Origin of the sequence: Streptomyces sp. NPDC094143 (assembly GCF_040303825.1) — a bacterium.
Taxonomy (GTDB): domain Bacteria; phylum Actinomycetota; class Actinomycetes; order Streptomycetales; family Streptomycetaceae; genus Streptomyces.
Window position 1 is genome coordinate 17,019 of the sequence record NZ_JBEOTZ010000026.1, and the last position, 16,950, is coordinate 33,968.

15 protein-coding genes are annotated in these 16,950 nt (G+C 72.3%); all 15 read left to right on the forward strand.

Annotated elements, in window-relative coordinates:
* The first annotated feature begins 35 nt into the window (after positions 1–35).
* The 15 genes from aepX to ABTZ58_RS28145 all read left to right on the forward strand — a co-directional run bounded on the left by aepX (position 36) and on the right by ABTZ58_RS28145 (position 16,912).
* Complete coding sequence (aepX, locus tag ABTZ58_RS28075; RefSeq protein ID WP_351362357.1) at positions 36–977, forward strand: phosphoenolpyruvate mutase; 942 nt, start codon at positions 36–38, stop codon at positions 975–977.
* Positions 974–2,167, forward strand: coding sequence for a phosphonopyruvate decarboxylase (gene aepY, locus ABTZ58_RS28080; protein WP_351362360.1), 1,194 nt, complete (start codon positions 974–976; stop codon positions 2,165–2,167). The genes aepX and aepY overlap by 4 nt, the downstream gene beginning before the upstream one ends.
* A complete protein-coding gene (locus ABTZ58_RS28085) occupies positions 2,164–2,718 on the forward strand; it encodes an adenylyltransferase/cytidyltransferase family protein (RefSeq protein WP_351362363.1) in 555 nt (184 codons plus the stop codon). The genes aepY and ABTZ58_RS28085 overlap by 4 nt, the downstream gene beginning before the upstream one ends.
* A complete protein-coding gene (locus tag ABTZ58_RS28090; RefSeq protein WP_351362366.1) occupies positions 2,699–4,033 on the forward strand; it encodes a CMP-5'-phosphonoformate--3-phosphoglycerate phosphonoformyl transferase in 1,335 nt (444 codons plus the stop codon). Before ABTZ58_RS28085 ends, ABTZ58_RS28090 begins: the two co-directional genes overlap by 20 nt.
* The gene (locus ABTZ58_RS28095; protein WP_351362369.1) at positions 4,030–5,235 is read left to right on the forward strand and encodes an enolase C-terminal domain-like protein; all 1,206 of its coding nucleotides are present in this window, start codon (positions 4,030–4,032) and stop codon (positions 5,233–5,235) included. Before ABTZ58_RS28090 ends, ABTZ58_RS28095 begins: the two co-directional genes overlap by 4 nt.
* Before the next feature lie 57 nt (positions 5,236–5,292).
* Positions 5,293–6,183 carry a carboxyvinyl-carboxyphosphonate phosphorylmutase gene (gene bcpA, locus ABTZ58_RS28100; protein WP_351362371.1) on the forward strand — a complete coding sequence of 297 codons (891 nt, stop codon included), beginning with the start codon at positions 5,293–5,295 and terminating at the stop codon, positions 6,181–6,183.
* A gap of 62 nt (positions 6,184–6,245) precedes the next feature.
* The gene (locus tag ABTZ58_RS28105) at positions 6,246–7,646 is read left to right on the forward strand and encodes an aldehyde dehydrogenase family protein (protein WP_351362374.1); all 1,401 of its coding nucleotides are present in this window, start codon (positions 6,246–6,248) and stop codon (positions 7,644–7,646) included.
* 54 nt (positions 7,647–7,700) lie between these two features.
* Positions 7,701–9,350: a PhpK family radical SAM P-methyltransferase gene (locus ABTZ58_RS28110; protein WP_351362377.1), complete on the forward strand. Its 1,650-nt coding sequence runs from the start codon at positions 7,701–7,703 to the stop codon at positions 9,348–9,350.
* Positions 9,347–10,669 (forward strand): hydroxymethylglutaryl-CoA lyase-like TIM-barrel protein, encoded by a 1,323-nt coding sequence (locus ABTZ58_RS28115; protein WP_351362380.1) that lies wholly within the window; start codon positions 9,347–9,349, stop codon positions 10,667–10,669. Before ABTZ58_RS28110 ends, ABTZ58_RS28115 begins: the two co-directional genes overlap by 4 nt.
* Positions 10,670–10,702: 33 nt before the next feature.
* Entirely contained in the window at positions 10,703–12,538 is a 1,836-nt protein-coding gene (locus ABTZ58_RS28120) for a non-ribosomal peptide synthetase (protein ID WP_351362383.1), read from the forward strand.
* 52 nt (positions 12,539–12,590) lie between these two features.
* Positions 12,591–13,142 carry a phosphinothricin N-acetyltransferase gene (pat, locus tag ABTZ58_RS28125; RefSeq protein ID WP_351362386.1) on the forward strand — a complete coding sequence of 184 codons (552 nt, stop codon included), beginning with the start codon at positions 12,591–12,593 and terminating at the stop codon, positions 13,140–13,142.
* Between the two features lie 11 nt (positions 13,143–13,153).
* Positions 13,154–14,053: an alpha/beta hydrolase gene (locus tag ABTZ58_RS28130; RefSeq protein ID WP_351362389.1), complete on the forward strand. Its 900-nt coding sequence runs from the start codon at positions 13,154–13,156 to the stop codon at positions 14,051–14,053.
* Positions 14,050–14,811 (forward strand): thioesterase II family protein, encoded by a 762-nt coding sequence (locus tag ABTZ58_RS28135; protein ID WP_351362392.1) that lies wholly within the window; start codon positions 14,050–14,052, stop codon positions 14,809–14,811. The genes ABTZ58_RS28130 and ABTZ58_RS28135 overlap by 4 nt, the downstream gene beginning before the upstream one ends.
* Positions 14,808–15,575, forward strand: coding sequence for a thioesterase II family protein (locus tag ABTZ58_RS28140; RefSeq protein WP_351362395.1), 768 nt, complete (start codon positions 14,808–14,810; stop codon positions 15,573–15,575). The genes ABTZ58_RS28135 and ABTZ58_RS28140 overlap by 4 nt, the downstream gene beginning before the upstream one ends.
* Positions 15,566–16,912: an MFS transporter gene (locus ABTZ58_RS28145; protein WP_351362398.1), complete on the forward strand. Its 1,347-nt coding sequence runs from the start codon at positions 15,566–15,568 to the stop codon at positions 16,910–16,912. The genes ABTZ58_RS28140 and ABTZ58_RS28145 overlap by 10 nt, the downstream gene beginning before the upstream one ends.
* Positions 16,913–16,950 lie beyond the last annotated feature (38 nt).

A 16,950-nucleotide genomic window follows, 5' to 3' on the forward strand; every position in this document is an offset into this window, starting at 1 on the left:
CCCACCCCACCACGCACGTCCCCATTGGAGGACCCATGAACGCGACGGAGCAGTCGGCGAGCGACGGTACGGACTTCCCGGAGTCCGTCGGCAGGCGGCTGAAGAACCTGCTGTACGGCCCCGGTACCTGCCAGCTGATGGGCGTTCACGACGGGCTGAGCGCGCGGATAGCCGTCGCCGAGGGCTTCGAGGCGCTGTGGGCGTCCGGTCTGTGCATGTCGACGGCGCGCGGTGTCCGCGACAGCGACGAGGCGTCGTGGACGGAACTGCTCACCCTCGTCGGCACGATGACCGAGGCCGCGCCCGGGGCGCCCGTCCTCGTCGACGGCGACACCGGCTACGGCAACTTCAACACCGCCCGCCGCTTCGCCGCCCGCGCCGAACGGGTGGGCGCGGCCGGCGTGTGCTTCGAGGACAAGGTCTTCCCGAAGATGAACTCGTTCTTCGGCGACGGCCACCAGCTGGCCCCCGTCGGCGAGTTCGCCGGAAAGATCAGGGCCTGCAAGGAGACCCAGCGCGACCCCGACTTCGTCGTGGTGGCCCGCACCGAGGCGCTGATCTCCAACCTGCCGATGGAGGAGGCCCTGACCCGGGCCCACGCCTACGTCGAGGCCGGCGCGGACGCCCTGTTCATCCACTCCCGGATGAGCACCCCGCAGCAGATCGCCGAGTTCATGGGGCAGTGGGACGGCAGCGCGCCGATCCTCATCGCCCCGACGACCTACCACACCCCGTCCCTCGACGACTTCGCCGCGCTCGGCATCGCCGGCTGCATCTGGGCCAACCACAGCATGCGGGCCGCGTTCTCCGCGATGCGCGACGTATGCCAGCAGATCAAGGCGGACCGCGGCATCTTCGGCGTCGAGGAGCGGGTCGCCCCGCTGAAGGAGATATTCGGCCTGCTCGACTACGAAAGCCTGGAGAAGGACGAGACCCGCTACACGCAGGCCCCCGACCTCGCGCCGGTGCAGGGATGATCGGCGCGGCCGACCTGGTGGCCGGGCTCACCGGCCTCGGTGTGACCACCGTGGCCGGGGTGCCCTGCTCCTACCTGACCCCGCTGATCAACCGCGTCATCAGCGACCCCACCACCCGCTACCTGACGGTCACGCAGGAGGGCGAGGCGGCCGCCGTCGCGGCGGGCGCCTGGCTCGGTGGCGGCCTGGGCTGCGCCATCACGCAGAACTCCGGCCTCGGCAACATGACCAACCCGCTCACCTCCCTGCTGCACCCCGCGCGCATCCCCGCCGTCGTCGTCACGACCTGGCGGGGGCGCCCCGGCGAGAAGGACGAACCCCAGCACCACCTGATGGGCCGCGTCACCGGCGACCTGCTCGACCTGTGCGACATGGAATGGACGCTCGTCCCGGACCGGGTGGACGAACTGCCCTCCGCGTTCGCCGGCTGCCGCGCCTCCCTGGAGCACCGCGAACTGCCGTACGGCTTCCTGCTCCCGCAAGGAGTCGTCGCCGACGAGCCCCTGGACGAGGCGGCGCCGGTGTCCGTGCCCGGACAGGTCGTCCGGCACGCCCGGCCCGCCGCGCCCGGGGCCCGCCCGACCAGGATCGCGGCCCTGGAGCGGATCCTGGGCGAACTGCCCGGCGACGCGGCGGTGGTGTCCACCACCGGCAAGACGAGCCGGGAGCTGTACACCCTCGACGACCGCGACCAGCACTTCTACATGGTCGGGGCGATGGGCTCGGCGGTCACCGTCGGCCTGGGCGTCGCGCTGCACACGCCCCGGCCGGTCGTGGTCGTCGACGGCGACGGCTCGGTGCTGATGCGGCTGGGCAGCCTCGCCACGGTCGGCGCCCACGCCCCGCGCAACCTGATCCACGTCGTCCTCGACAACGGCGTGCACGACTCCACCGGCGGCCAACGCACCCTGTCCGGCGCCGTCGACCTGCCCGCCGTCGCCGCCGCCTGCGGCTACCGCACGGTGCACGCCGGCTCGACTCTGGAGCACCTCTCCGACGCGCTCGCCGCCGCGCAGGCCACGGACGGTCCCACCCTGCTCCACCTGGCGATCCGGCCCGGCTCCCTGGAGGGACTCGGCCGGCCGAAGGTCACCCCGGCCGACGTGGCGCGCCGCTTCCGGGCGTTCGTCACCGGGACGCCCGCCGGTGCGGGCGCCCCGGCACACGCCGGAGGGGTGATCGGCCGATGAGCGGCGAGCGGATCGCCGAGACGGGCGTCATCCACGGGCGGTTCCAGCCCCTGCACCTGGGCCACCTGGAGTACCTGCTGGCCGGCGCGGAACGCTGCCGCACCCTGGTCGTGGGCATCACCAACCCCGACCCGTGGACCACCGCCGAGGAGAGCACGGACCCGGAGCGCGGCCTACCCGAGTCCAACCCCTGCACGTACTACGAGCGCCACCTCATGGTCGAGGGCGCCCTCACCGAGGCCGAGGTCTCCCGCGAGCGGCTGCGCATCGTGCCCTTCCCGCACAGTTTCCCCGAGAGACTCGCGCACTACGCGCCTGCCGACGCCCGCTACTTCGTCACCGTCTACGACGACTGGGGCGACGCCAAGCTCGACCGCTTTCACGCGCTCGGGCTGCGCACGGAGGTGATGTGGCGCCGTACCGACAAACCGATCAGCGGGGGCCTGGTCCGCCGATCGATCGCCGAGGGGCAGCCCTGGGAGCACCTGGTGCCGCCCGCCGTCGCGAGGGTCGTCAAGGAGTGTGGAATCGATGAGCGCATCCGGGGCTGACAACCGGTCCACGGGGCCCGGCGGGGTGCCGCGCGGCGGACGGCTGTTCCTGGCCGTCCTGTGCGGCGGCGCCGACCGGCCGGGGGCGGAACTGGGCGGGCTGACGCCCTTCGAGGCGGCGGCCACCCCGCACCTGGACGCCCTGGCCAGGCGCGGGAGCTCCGCTGCGCTGGAGGTGATCGCCCCGGACGTGCCGCCGGAGTCCGACTCGGGCGCCATGGCCTTGCTCGGCTACGACCCGATCACGCACTACACCGGTCGCGGCCCCCTGGAAGGGCTCGGCATGGACTTCTGGCAGCCCGACGGGTACTCCGTCGCGTTCCGGGTCAACTTCGCCAGCTGGGACCCCGTCACGCGGCGGCTGGACCGGCGTACCTCCCGAGACCTCGACGAGGACGACCAGACCACGCTGGTGGAGGAGATCACCGAACGGGTGTCGCTCCCCGACGGCGTCGCCTTCCGGCTCACCGGTTTCGGCCGGCACCGCGGCATCCTCGCCCTGACCAGCGACACCGTCCCGCTGTCGGGGAAGGTCACCAACACCGACCCGGGATTCGTCAGCCGGGGCCCCTTCGGGGTCCCCGTGAACGCACCGGCGGCCACCCCGGCCACCTGCGTCCCCTTCGACGACGCCCCGGCCGCCGCCACCACCGCGGAGCTGGTCAACCGGTTCGTCGCGGCCAGCGCCGAGGTGATGCAGGCGAGCGCCGTCAACGCCCGCCGCCGCGACCTGGGCCGGCGGGCCGCCAACCTGCTGCTGGTGCGGGACGCCGGAGACACCCTGCCGCGCCTGGCCGGATTCACCGAACGGACCGGCCTGTCGCTGTCCATGTACGGGCAGGTCCCCGCCGAGCGCGGCCTGGCGCACCTCATCGGCGCCCGGTTCACCCGCTCCCGGCCGGCCCGCGGCCAGAGCGAACCCGACTACTACCGGCAACTGCTGCCGGAACTGCTCGCCGACCCGGCCGACGCGGTGTTCGTCCACCTCAAGGGCCCGGACGAGCCCGGGCACGACGGGCGGCCGCACGACAAGGTCCGGGCCGTCGAGGAGATCGACGCCCACTTCGTCGGGCCCCTGGTCGAGGCCCTCACCGAGCAGGACACGCTGGTCGTCACCTGCGACCACGCCACCCCGTGCGAACTGGGCATCCACAGCCCCGACCTGGTGCCCGCCGTCGCGGTCGGCCCCCGGATCGCCGCCGACGCGGTGACGGAGTTCGGCGAGAAGGCCGCGCTCGGCGGTTCGCTCGGCGCGCGCCGCGCCAGCGACCTGCTCGCCGTCCTGCTGGCCGGGCCCGACGGGAGGCGTCGATGACGATCACGTCCGTCCGGCTGCGCGGCATCCTGGACTCGCGGGCCCGCATCACCCTGGAGGCCGAGGTCTCCCTGGACTCCGGCCACACCGGCACCGGTTCGGCACCCCGGGCCATCGCTCCCGGCCGGCTGGAGCGCCGCCGCGGTCCCGATCCGGTCCTCGGCCCGGTCACGGCACCCTTGCTCACGGCCGCGCTCACCGACGGCACCGTCACCGGCCAGCGGCAGTGCGACACCCGGCTCGCCGAGGTGTACGAGGCGGGGGAGGCCGGCTCGGACCTCACCCTGGCGGTGTCCCTGGCCTACGCGCGCGCCGCGGCGACGGCCCGGCGGCTCCCGCTCCACGCCCACCTTGCGGAGCAGTACGGCCTCGGCGGGCCGGGACTGCCTCGGCTGATGGTCAACGTGTTCTCCGGCGGCATCCACCGCGAGGGGCCGCCGCGCGGCTTCCAGCAGGTGATGGTGCTCCCCGCCACGGGCCGCATCCACACCGACATCGAGGTCGCGGACCAGGTGTTCACCGCGGCGCACCGGGCCGTGGAACGCCGCTTCGGCCCGGTCCCGCTCTCCGCCTCCAGCGGCCTGCTCGTGCCGCTGGACAGCGAGGAGCAACTCGCCCTGCTCGAAGCCGCCGTGACCGAGGCCGGCCACTCCGGCGCGTGCACCCTCGGGGTGGACGTGGCGGCCGAGCACCTGCGCGAGGACTCCGGCCGCTACCGCTTCGGGGACCGGCACTTCACCACCGGGGAGTTCGCCGAGCACCTCGCGGCACTGGCGCGCCGCTTCCGGCTGACCTTCCTGGAAGACCCCTTCGACCCGGCCGACGACGCCGGCTGGGACCGGCTGCGCGGCTCCCTGCCCGCCGCCACCAGCGTCGTGGGCGACGACCTCTTCGCCACCGACGCGGAGCGGATCACCCCGGGCCGCGCCGACGGCATCCTGCTCAAGCTCAGCCAGGCCGGAACCGTGAGCGCCACCCTGGCCGCGGCCGCCGCCGCCCGCCGGGCCGGGATGCTGCTCGCCGTGTCCCACCGTTCCGGCGAGACGGAGGACACCGCCATGTGCGACCTGGCCGTCGCCGTCGCGGCGGAATTGATCAAGGTCGGCGGGCCGCGCCGCGGCGACCGCCTCGCCAAGTACAACCAGCTCCTCCGGCTCGACGAGTCCCTGGCGGACCTCGTGGCCGCCCCCTCGACCCGATGACCCGTCGGCGCGGTCCCGCGCCGATACCGACGCAAGGCACCTCCGAGGAGAGAAGAGATGGCCGTGACCAAGGCACGTACCTTCCGCGAGCTGATGAACGCCCCCGAGATCCTCGTCGTCCCCAGTGCGTACGACGCCCTGAGCGCCAAGGTCATCCAGCAGGCCGGCTTCCCCGCGGTGCACATGACCGGCTCCGGCACCTCCGCCAGCATGCTCGGCCTGCCGGACCTGGGCTTCACGAGCGTGTCGGAGCAGGCCACCAACGCCAAGAACATCGTGCTGGCCGTCGACGACCTGCCGGTGATCATGGACGCGGACGCCGGTTACGGCAACGCCATGTCGGTGTGGCGGGCCACCCGGGAGTTCGAGCGGGTCGGCATCGTCGGCTACCACCTGGAGGACCAGGTCAACCCCAAGCGCTGTGGCCACCTCGAGGGCAAGCGGCTGATCTCCACCGAGGAGATGATCGGCAAGATCGAGGCGGCCGTGGAGGCACGCGTCGACGAGGACTTCACCATCATCGCCCGCACCGACGCCCGTGAGTCGCTCGGCCTCGACGAGGCCATCCGCCGCTCCCGCGAGTACCTCGCCGCCGGCGCCGACTGCATCTTCCTGGAGGCGATGCTCGACGTCGACGAGATGAAGCGGGTGCGCGACGAACTCGACGCCCCGCTGCTGGCCAACATGGTCGAGGGCGGCAAGACCCCCTGGCTCACCACCAAGGAGCTGGAGGCGATCGGCTACAACCTGGCGATCTACCCGCTGTCCGGCTGGATGGCCGCGGCCTCCGTCCTGCGCAAGCTCTTCGCCGAACTCCGGGATGCCGGAACCACCCAGAAGTTCTGGGACGACATGGGCCTGAAGATGAGCTTCGCCGAGCTGTTCGAGGTCTTCGAGTACGAGAAGATCTCCGAGCTCGAGGCCCGGTTCGTGCGCGACCAGGACTGACCGCCCCCGCCACACCCCCGGAAAAGAACCCACCCGGAAGAAACCACGGCTCGGGAGTCACGATGTTCGTCAACGGAGCACTGCAGCCGGCCCGCCGGCACACCACCGTGCACGACCGCTGGACGGGCGAGCCCGTCGGGTCCGTGCCGCGCGACAGTGCCGAGGAGGCGGCGGCCGCCGTCGCCGCGCTGGCCGCCGGCCGCCGTGCCATGACTCCCCAGCAGCGGTCGGCCGTCCTGGCCCGGGCGGCTGACCTGCTCACGGCCCGGACCGAGGAGTTCTCCACCCTCATCACGGCCGAGTCCGGGGTCTGCCGCAAGGAGACCCTGCGCGAGGTCGCCCGGGCCGCCGCAAATCTCAGGGTGGCCGCCGCCGAGGCGGAGCGGATCCGCGGCGAGTCCATCCCCCTGCCCGACGGCACCCGGCTCGCCGTCACCCTGCCCGAGCCGGTCGGCGTGGTCCTGGGCATCACGCCGTTCAACCGCCCGCTCAACCAAGTCGTCGTCAAGGCCGCACCCGCCCTCGCGGCGGGCTGCCCCCTGCTGCTCAAGCCCTCGGAGAAGACCCCGCTCACGGCACTGGCCTTCGCCGAACTGCTCGTCGAGGCCGGCTGTGCCAAGGACATGCTCGCCGTCGTCACCGGCGAACCGGGCGAACTCGGCCCGCTGCTCGCCGCCCACCCGGACGTCGCCATGGTGACGTTCACTGGCAGCGTGGCCACCGGGCACACGGTGGCGGCGCAAGCGGCCGGCAAGCGGCAACTGCTCGAACTGGGCGGCAACGACCCGCTGTTCGTGCTGCCCGACGCCGACCTGGAGCGGGCCGCGCGGCTGGCCGCGGACGGGGCCTGCGCCACCGCGGGCCAGTCCTGCCGCGGCATCAAACGCGTCTTCGTCTGGGAGGAGGTCGCCGACGAGTTCACCGTCCTCCTGGAGCGGGCCGTCACGGTCAAACGCGTCGGCGACCCGCGCCGGGACGACACCGACCTCGGTCCGCTCGTCAGCGAGGAGGCGGCCCGCGTGGTGGAGCGCCGGATCGCCCGGGCGGTCGAGGACGGGGCGCGCCTCGTCACCGGCGGCGAGCGGGACGGGGCCCTGGTGCGCCCCGCCGTGCTCGACCGCGTCCCGGCGGACACCGAGCTCGTGACCGAGGAGACCTTCGGCCCGGTCGCCCCGGTGATCCGGGTCCGGGACGCGGACGAGGCGGTACGTCAGTCCAACAGCACCGCGTACGGCCTCCAGGCCGGCGTCCTGACCCGGGACAGCGCCCGCTTCTGGGACATCGCCGCACGGCTGCGGGTGGGCGCGGTGAACCTCGGCGAAGGCCCTCACTTCGACTCTCCGCACATCCCGTTCGGCGGCGTGAAGGCGAGCGGAGTCGGCCGGGAAGGCATCCGCTACAGCATCGCCGAGATGACCGTCACCAAGACGGTCACCCTGCCCGGCCCCTACCCCACCGGCTGACCCCACAGCAGGCGGCCGACGCCGAACGCCCGGGCGCGCGAGAGGAGAGAGACGGTGAAGCACTGCATCGTGGTGGGATACCACGAGACGGACATGTCCGGCGAGGAGCTGCAACTGGCGCTGGAGCACGGGGGAGACGATTTACCCGCGCCCATCCGCAGCATGCTCCGCACGAAGATCACATTCGGCGGCGCCCATTACTCCTACATGGACGCCCTGAGCGAGGTGCGTAACCAAGACCGGAGCACGGGCCACGCCTACACGGTCTCCGAGCTGCCCAGCCTCGGCACGCTCTACCTCGTCAACTACCTCCAGGAACAAGGCCATCCGGCCGACTTCGTCAACAGCTTCACCTTCGAGCAGGACCAACTGGTCAAACTGCTCGCCGACAACCCGGCCTCGGTCGCCATCACCACGACCTTCTACATGATGCCGGCGCCGGTGATCGAGATCATCCGCTTCATCCGGCGCCACAACGCCGCCGTGCCGATCATCGTCGGCGGCCCGCTCGTCGACAACCAGTGCCGGGCCGGACGCGGCGAGAAGCTCGACCGCTTCTTCGACCGGGTCGGCGCCGACTACTACGTCTGGGAATCGCAGGGCGAGGCCGCCCTGGCCGGGGTGGTCGGGGCCATCGTCAACGGCGACGCCCCCACCGAGGTGCCCAACGTCTTCGTGCGCTCCGCGGCCGGCACGTGGCAACTCACCCGCAAACGCCCTGAGGCCAACGACCTCAACGCCTGCTCGGTGCGGTGGAACCGCTTCGACCCCGCCGTCCTCGGCCCCACCCTGTCCACCCGCACCGCCCGCAGCTGCGCCTTCAGCTGCGCCTTCTGCGACTACCCCGAGCGGGCCGGCGCCCTCACCCTCGCCGACCTGGCCACCGTGGAGCGGGAACTCGAGGAACTCGCCGAGATGGGCGTCAAACGCGTCGCGTTCATCGACGACACGTTCAACGTTCCCATGCGCCGCTTCAAGGACCTGTGCCGCATGCTGGTGCGCCGCGACTTCGGCATCGAGTGGTTCTCGTACTTCCGCTGCGGCCACGCCCGCGAACCCGACGTCTACGACCTGATGTACGACTCCGGCTGCCGCGGCGTGCTGCTCGGCATCGAGTCCGGCGACGACCAGGTCCTGCTCAATATGGACAAGCGCGCCACCACCGCGCACTACCACTACGGCATCGAACAGCTGAAGGCCCGCGGCATCTTCACCCACGCCTCGTTCGTGGTCGGGTTCCCCGGCGAGAGCCCGCAGACGGTGGAGAACACCATCAACTTCATCAACTCCGCGGGCCCCGACACCTTCGCCGTCAACCACTGGTACTACATGCACGCCACGCCCATCCACGTACGGGCGCCCCAGTTCGAGCTCACCGGCAACGGCCACACCTGGTCGCACCGCACGATGAACTCCCGCGAGGCCCTCGAGGCCGCCGACCACATCTTCGACTCGGTGGTCAACGCGGCCTGGATGCCCGTCAACGGCCTCGACTTCTGGGGCGTCCCCTACCTCCTCGGCAAGGGCATGGACCGATCCGAGATCGTCCGCTTCCTCGAACTGGCCAAACCGCTCACGGTGGCGAACGTCTCCCGCGGCGGCGCGGAGGAGACCGCCGCCGCCGAACGCCGGTTCCGCGCGTTCGTCACCGGCCTGGACCTTGCACCCGCCCGTTACCGCACCGCAGGGAGTGAGTTTCGATGACCATCCACAACCCCGAGGAACCGGAGTACTTCCCCGAGGTCTTCCCGCGTGACGCCTTCCCCCGCCACACCTGGGACGACGGCATGCGGCCGCTCACCCTGCCGCAGGAGGTGTGGCTGTCGGAGACCACCCACCGCGACGGCCAGCAGGGCGGTCTGCCCCTCTCCCTGGCCACCAGCCGCGCGATCTACGACATCCTCTGCGAGATCACCGGCGAGTCCACCGCGATCCGCCACGCCGAGTTCTTCCCGTACCGCGACTCCGACCGCAACGCCCTGATCTACGCGCTGGAACGGCACCGCGACGGCGCCCCGATCGAGCCGACCACCTGGATCCGCGCCCGCCGCGAGGACGTCGAGCTGATCAAGCGGATCGGCGTCAAGGAGACCGGCCTGCTCAGCTCCTCCTCCGACTACCACACCTTCCACAAGTTCGGCTCCGGCGGCCGCACCGAGGCCGCGTCGATGTACCTGGACGCCGTCTCCATGGCCCTGGACCACGGCATCAAGCCGCGCGTCCACCTGGAGGACACTACCCGCTCCGACCCGGACTTCGTCCGCGCCCTCGTCGAGGAGGTCCTGCGGATCTCCGCCGTATACCCGGCCGAACTCCAGCCCCGCTTCCGGGTCTGCGACACCCTCGGCATCGGCCTGCCCTACGACGACGTCGCCCTGCCCCGCAGCATCCCGCGCTGGATCCGCCTGCTGCGCGGCTTCGGCCTGACGCCCTCCCAGATAGAGCTCCACCCGCACAACGACACCTGGCTGGTCGTCGCCAACTGCCTGGCCGCCGTGCGCGAGGGCTGCGGGGTGATCAGCGGCACCACGCTCGGCACCGGCGAACGCACCGGCAACGCCCCGCTGGAAGCCGTCATGGTGCACCTGCTCGGCATGGGCTACTGGCCCGACGGCGGGATCGACCTCACCGCGGTCAACAAACTCGTCGACCTCTACGACGGCATCGGCGCCGGCCCGTCGCAGAAGTACCCGCTCTTCGGCCGCGACGCCTACGTGACCCGGGCCGGCATCCACGCCGACGGCCTCAACAAGTTCTGGTGGATGTACGCGCCGTTCAACGCGCCCCTGCTCACCGGCCGGGAGCTGGACGTCGCCCTCACCAAGGACTCCGGCCAGGCCGGGCTGGTCTTCGTGCTGAACAAGCGGCTCGGACTGCGGCTGGAGAAGGGCGACCCGAGGGTCGTGGAACTGCTCGCCTGGATGGACGAGCAGTGGGACGCCGGGCGCGTCTCGGCGATCGAGTGGAGCGAGCTCGAACCGGTCGTCGAGAAGGTCTTCGCCACCGACGAGCAGACGAGCTGACGTGCAGGAAGAGGCCCGAGGAGGCAGCACAGCATGACCGCCGCAACACCGGACACGGCACCGGAGCGGACCGGCCCGCCCCCGGGGGACTGCCCCGTCGTCGCGGATTTCGCCCGGCAGGCCGAGGCCGGACCCGACCGCCCGGCGATCGTCTCACCCGAGGAGACGGTCGGCTACCGTGAACTCGCCGCACGGGCCGACGCCGTCACCCGCGCGCTGCTCGACGCCCGGGGCGAGGGCTCCGAGCCCGTGCCCCTGATGGTGCTCGACCCGGCGTGGATGCTGGCCGCGTGCCTGGGGGTGCTGAAGGCGGGCAAGTTCTACGTCCCGCTCAACCCCCACCACCCGGACGCCCGCAACCGGAACCTGCTGACCCGGCTCGGCGCCGCGGTCGTCGTCACCGACGGCCCCGGGCAGTCGCCCGGGCAAACCGCCGTGATCCGCGTGGCCAACCTCGACGTCCGGCCCGGCGCGCCCGCCACCCCGGGCCCGGCCGTTGAGCCGGACGCCTGGGCGTACGCCCTGTACACCTCCGGATCGACCGGTCTGCCCAAGGGCATCCTGCAGAACCGCGCCGACATGCGGCAGAACGTCGACCGGCACGCCGCGCTCGGCATCGGCCCCGAGGACCGCGTCACGCTGATCAACGCCGACGGCTTCGTGGCCGCCGTGTCCAACCCGTACACCGCCCTGCTCAACGGCGCGGCACTGGTGCCGTACTCCTTCCAGCGGGACGGGGTGCACGACCTGATCGAGCGGCTGGACGCCGCGGGGACGACCGTCTACTACTCGTTCCCCTCATTCCTGCGGCAGGCGGCCGCGGTCTCCGAAGGGCGCACGACGGAGCGCGTCCGCCTCGCCTACCTCGGCGGCGAGAGCGTCCACCGCAGCGACGTCCTCGCCGCCCGGCGACTGTTTCCGGCCGCCACCGTCGCGGTCGGGCTCAACTCCACGGAAACCGGCCTGACCCGGCTCCACCTGATCCCCCCGGACGCCGAGGTGCCGGACCCGGTGCCCGTCGGCGAGCCGGTGCCCGGGGTGGAGGTGCACGTCGAGGCGGCCCCCGGCCGGCCCACGGCTACGGGCGAGGCAGGGCGGATCGTGGTCCGCAGCGCCCACCTGCATCCGGCGCAGTGGACGGACCAGGGCCCCAGGCCGCTCACCGAGCCGGCGCCGCAGACCGGGGCGCTCGGCCCGGCCGCGCGGGACTTCCGCACCGGCGACCGCGGACGCATCGACGGCTCCGGCCGCCTGATCCACCTCGGACGGGTGGACGGCATGGTCAAGGTCCGCGGCTACCGCGTGGAGACGGTGGAAGTGGAGTCGGCCGTGTCCGCCGTGACGGGCGTGGCCGAGGCCGCCGTCGTCCCCTACGAGACCGAAGAACACGCCACCGAACTCGCCGCCTACGTGGTCGCCAAGGACCCCGACCTCACCGACGCCGCCGTGCGCGGTGCCCTCTCCGAGACTCTGCCGGCCCATCTGGTGCCGTCCTCTGTGCTGCTGGTGCCCCGGCTGCCGCGCACCCGGAACGGCAAGATCGACCGCAAGGCCCTGCCCGACCGCGCCAGTGGCACCGCCACCGGCCGGCCCGCCGCCGAGCCGGCCACCGCCTCCGCGGCTGCGGACGGTCTGCGGGCCCGGGTCCTCGCCCAGGTGGGGGAGATCTGGGGCGACGTCCTCGGGGCCGGTCCGGTGCTGCCCGGCGACGACTTCTTCTCCCTCGGCGGCACCTCGATCTCGGCGCTGCGCGTGGTCTCCCGCATCCGCAAGGACTTCGGTGTGCCGCTGCGGCTCGCCGTGATCTTCGAAACGCCGTCCCTGGAAGCGGTGGCCGAATCGGTGCTCCGAGAACTGGACCGGACGTAGTAAAGAGGTGCTCGCCCATCCGATACCGAGAAACGCCGAAGGAAGCCCACACGTGAGCCCCGAACGACGCCCGGTCGACATCCGCCCCGCCACCGTCGCCGACATGCCCGCCGTCTGCGACATCGTCAACCACTACATCGAGACGAGCACCGTCAACTTCCGTACCGAGCGGCAGACTCCCCAGGAGTGGATCCAGGACCTGGAGCACCTCCGGGAGCGCTATCCCTGGCTCGTCGCCGAAGTCGACGGCGTGGTCGCCGGCATCGCCTACGCGGGTCCCTGGAAAGCGCGCAACGCCTACGACTGGACGGCCGAGTCGACCGTGTACGTCTCCCACCGCCACCAGCGGCTGGGGCTGGGCTCCACCCTCTACACCCACCTGCTGAAGTCCATGGAGGCCCAGGGCTTCAGGAGCGTGGTCGCCGTCATCGGACTGCCCAACGATCCGAGCGTGCGCCTGCACGAGGCGCTCGGATACACCGCGTGCGGAACGCTGCGGGCAGCCGGCTACAAGCACGGGGACTGGCACGACGTGGGGTTCTGGCAGCGCGACTTCCCGCTGCCGGCTCCGCCGCGCCCGGTCCGGCCCGTCACCCAGATCTGAGCGGAGAGCGCATGGCATCGTCGGAGTTGGAGCTGGTGCGGGAACTGATCGAACTCAACTGGCACACCCGCAACGGCGATGTGGAGCCACGGCGGATCGCCTACGACCGTGCCCAGGAGGCCTTCGGCAACCTGGGCCTGCCCCCTGGCGAGACGGTCGGCGTCGGCGCCTGCACGGCGGAGTGGGTGCGGCCCGCCCGGGAGGACGGCAGGACCCTGCTGTACCTGCACGGCGGGTCGTACGCGCTGGGTTCGCCCCAGTCGCACCGCCATCTGTCCAGCGCCCTGGGTGCGGTGGCCGGTGCGGCGGTGCTCGCCCTGCACTACCGCAGACCGCCCGAGTCGCCCTTCCCGGCGGCCGTGGAGGACGCGGTGGCGGCCTACCGGATGCTGCTGGAGCGGGGCTGCCCGCCCGGCCGGGTCACCTTCGCCGGCGACTCGGCCGGCGCGGGCCTCGCCGTCGCCGCGCTGCAGGTGCTGCGCGACGCCGGGGACCCGCTGCCGGCCGCCGCGGTGTGCATCTCGCCGTGGGCCGACCTGACCTGTGAGGGCGCGTCGCACACTACCCGCAAGGAGCGGGAGATCCTCCTCGACACCGAGGACCTGCTCCGCATGGCCGGCCGCTACCTGGCCGGTACCGACCCGAGGAACCCCCTGGCCTCTCCCGCCCACGGCGATCTCACCGGCCTGCCGCCGCTGCTGATCCACGTCGGCTCCGAGGAGGTGCTGTACGACGACGCCCGGGCCCTGGAGCAGGCGGCGGTCAAGGCGGGTGTCGACGTCACCTTCGACGAGTGGCCGGAGATGTTTCACGTCTGGCACTGGTACCACCCGGTGCTCCCCGAGGGACGCGCGGCCGTCGAGGCGGCGGGCGCGTTCCTGCGCCGCGCCACCGAGGAGGGCGAGAAGTGACCGACTGGATCCAGAGTGCCGCGGCCCCGCACGCGGCGGCCCGCGTGGTCTGCCTGTCCCGAGCGGGCGGCAGCGCGCGCGACTTCGACCAGTGGCGCAAACCGCTGGGCGAGGAGATCGAGCTGTGCGCGGTCCAACTGCCGGGCAGGCTCGACCGGTTCCACGAGGAGCCGCTGAGCGACCTGCACCGGATCGCTGAGGAGGTCGCCGCCGCCCTCACCACGCTGCCGCCGCGCCCCTTCCTCCTCTTCGGCGACTGCATGGGCGCCCTCGTGGCCTTCGAGACGGCGAGCGCCCTGCGCCGGCTCGGCGCCGCCGCCCCCGGCTGCCTCGTCGTCGCCTCCTACCCGGCCCCCGATCGGATGCGCACCGAGCGCCCCTACTCCGACGGCAGCGCCGAGGACCTCAGGGAGCGGCTGCGCGAGGTCGGCGGCGTGCCGCTGGCCGTCCTGGACGAGGACGAACTGTTCGAGCTGATGCTGCCGATGCTCCGCGCCGACTTCGCCGCTTTCGAGGGGTACCGCTACTGCGAGACCGCGCCCCTGCCGTCGGCGATCCACGCCCTCGTGGGCGCCGGCGACCCCTATGTCACCGTCGACGACCTGCACGGCTGGCGGCGCCACACCACCGGCGCGTTCACCGCCCGCGCCCTGACGGGCGGTCACTTCTTCCTGCACGAGAGCGACGAACCGGTCTCGCTCGTCCGGGATCTCGCCCTGGACGTGGCACGGTCCACCGAACCGGGGAGGGATACGTGAGCGATCCGGCCCAGTGGCTGCGCGCCCACCGCACCGTGCCCGATCCCGCCGTCCGGCTGCTCTGCTTCCCCCACGCCGGCGCGGGGCCCGGCGTCTACCGCCCCTGGGCCGAGGATCTGCCCGCGCGCACCGAGCTGTGGGCCCCGCGCTACCCGGGCCGCGAGGACCGGCTGGTCCATCCCTTCGCCCTCAGCCTGGCGCAGCTCGCGGACGAGATCGCCGACGCCGTCGCGGCGGGATTGGGCGGCGAGGTCCCCCTGGCCCTCTTCGGCCACAGCATGGGCGCGGTCATCGCCCACGAGGTCACGGCACGGCTGGAGAACCTCCACGGCATCCGGCCCGTGCTGCTGGTGGTCTCCGCACGCGAGGGCCCGTCGCAGGTCGGCCCGGCGGGCCTGCACCTGCTCGACGACGAGGAACTGCTCGCCCGGACCCGCAGCATGGGCATGCAGCCGCACGCCGACGCCTACGCCGACCCGGAGCTGCGGGATCTGCTGCTGCCCGTGCTGCGCGACGACTGCCGGCTGCTGGAGAACCATCCGTCCGTGCCGGTCACGCGGGTGCGGGCACCGGTACTCGCCGTCGCCGGGCGGGACGACCGGGCCAGCCCGCGCGCCCTGATGACGTCCTGGTCCGAGGCCACCAGCGGCGGCTTCCGGCTGCTGGAGCTGCCCGGCGACCACTTCTACCTGTTCTCGCACACCAAGGAACTGCTGTCCGAACTGATGCCGGTGTTGTCGGGGGAGGCCCGTGCATGGCAGTGAGAGAAACCGATCCGGCCGCCGAGACCCCACCGGCGCGGCCCTGGCGCCAGCTGCTCAGTGGGGGAGTGGGACACACCGTCGAGTCGCACGACTGGTACGTGTACACCTTCCTCGCCGTCTACTTCGCGGACGACATGTTCCCCAAGTCGTCGGGCGATCCGCTGGTGCCGCTGCTCAACTCCTTCGCCGTCTTCGCGATCGCCTTCGCCGCCCGCCCGGTCGGGGCCACCGTGATGGGCGTCTGGGCGGACCGCTTCGGCCGCCGCAGCGCGCTCATGGTGACGATCCTGCTCATGGGCCTCGGCAGCCTGCTGATCGCGCTCACCCCGAGCTATGCGACGGTGGGGCCGCTGGCCCCGGCCCTGCTGGTGGTGGCCCGGCTCATCCAGGGCTTCTCGCTCGGCGGTGAGTACGGCGCGGCGGTCAGCTTCCTCGTCGAGTCCGCCGGACCCCGCCGCCGCGCGTTCTTCGGCAGTTTCCAGTACGTCGCCTCCTCGGCGGGCCACATCATGGCCGGGCTCTCCACCCTGGCCGCCGTCCAGGTGTCGGACGACGGCATGGACCAGTGGGGCTGGCGGCTGCCGTTCGTGTGGGGCGCCGTCCTGTCCCTGGTGGGGCTGTTCATCCGCCACTCGGCCCAGGAGACGTACCGGCCCGATCCGGACCGGGCCGACGGCCGGGCGCGCCCGGGCGCGTTCGCGGCGCTGCGCGAACACCCGCGGCAGGTGGCCATGGTGGTCGGCCTGACCACCGGCGGCACCGTCGCCTTCTACACCTGGACCACGTTCCTGCCCGCCTACGCCACGGTCAACGCGGGCGCCGACAAGGAGGACGCCGTCCTCGCGGGCACCGTCTCCCTGATCTTCTTCGGTCTGATCCAGCCTTTCGGCGGCATGCTCTGCGACCGGATCGGCAGAAGACCGATGATGATCGCCTTCGGCGTCACCTCCGCCGTGCTGACGGTCCCTCTGCTGACGGCGCTGGGTCCGTCGTTCTGGTCGGTGCTCGTGGTGCAGTGCGCCGGCATGTTCCTGCTGACCGCCTACACCTCGATCGCCGGGGCGGTCAACGCCGAACTGTTCCCGCCCGCCCTGCGCGGCCGGGGCATCGGACTGCCGTACGCGGGGGCGGTCGCGCTGTTCGGCGGGACCGCCCCCTATGTGGGGACCTGGCTCAAGTCCGTCGGGCACGGCGGCCTGTTCCCCTGGTACGTCGCGACGCTGTGTGCCGTGACAGCCCTGACGGCGACACGACTGCCCCGCGCGGCCCCGGCCATGCCACGGGAAACGCCCGATACCGCGGGAAGTCTTCCCAGGGATTCCCGGCAGAGCCGCTAAGTTTTTCTGCCGGTGCGCCACGCCGCAGGCATGTTCAT